This is a genomic window from Priestia sp. P5_B4, from assembly GCF_056400385.1.
The window spans coordinates 1-843 of sequence record NZ_JBFULJ010001246.1; the positions used below are offsets into that span (position 1 = coordinate 1).

At 34.9% G+C, this 843-nt stretch carries 2 protein-coding genes; both read right to left on the minus strand.

The features are described from left to right. Window positions 1-290 (minus strand): hypothetical protein (locus tag AC1DRF_RS30245; RefSeq protein WP_477742601.1); only part of this gene is annotated, 290 nt, incomplete at its 3' end. 240 nt (window positions 291-530) lie between these two features. Then, the coding region (locus AC1DRF_RS30250; protein ID WP_477742602.1) for an ABC-2 transporter permease at window positions 531-843 on the minus strand (313 nt) is incomplete at its 5' end.

Sequence of the window (843 nt, forward strand, 5' to 3'; positions counted from 1 at the left end):
CTTTTAGCGAGCATAAAAGCAGAGATACTAAACAAAACAATAAATAAAGAAGCGGCATGTAACAGTAAAAAAAGAAATTTTTGACCGCCTTTAATGAAGAGCGAATAAATCATTCCAAAGATTGTTACTAAGATTAAAAGTGCTGCTGCTATTTTAATTACTATAGCAAAGAAAGCTCCCGCAAATACAATTGACGGAATAAAAGACGCTACAATAATGATGTACAAAATCAGTGTAGCAATAAAAGCGTTTTTTGATACGTTTGAAGCCTGTTTAAACAAATTCCCCATATAATCTCCTTTCTCATTTTAAAACTGCATCTTTTACTATAATACATGTGCATAAAGGACACAATTAACTTTTGTAAAAGTGCTCATCACTTAAGCTTGATCACCAATCATATCCGTTATATTTTTGAGATCTTGTTTGCTTAGTTTATCAAATGTTCTAGCCGTTTTGTTGTTTGAATTACTTGTTGATAAATAGCCTTAAAGAACGCTTTGTAGTCTTTACTTCAAAATCGATTCATACTAAAATTCTCTCTTCCGGTAGATAGACAGCGCAATAAAGTAAGAAGCAATATACATTACCATCCCAAAAAGAGTATATAAGATAGGAACATGCAAAGAAGAAGCAACCGGTAAGCTTGATGTCGCTAATATCTCGACGAAATAGCCAACAGCTCCCTGTAAAGCAATCGCAACGAAAAGGCCTCCCATGCCCCCTCCAAGTACTATTCCGTCAGATTTCTCTGCTCCGAATAGGTAAAGAAGCGGATAAGCAAGTGCACCGGCAAAAAGTACGATAAATGTACCAAACGAAACGATATTTACTATATCCTCT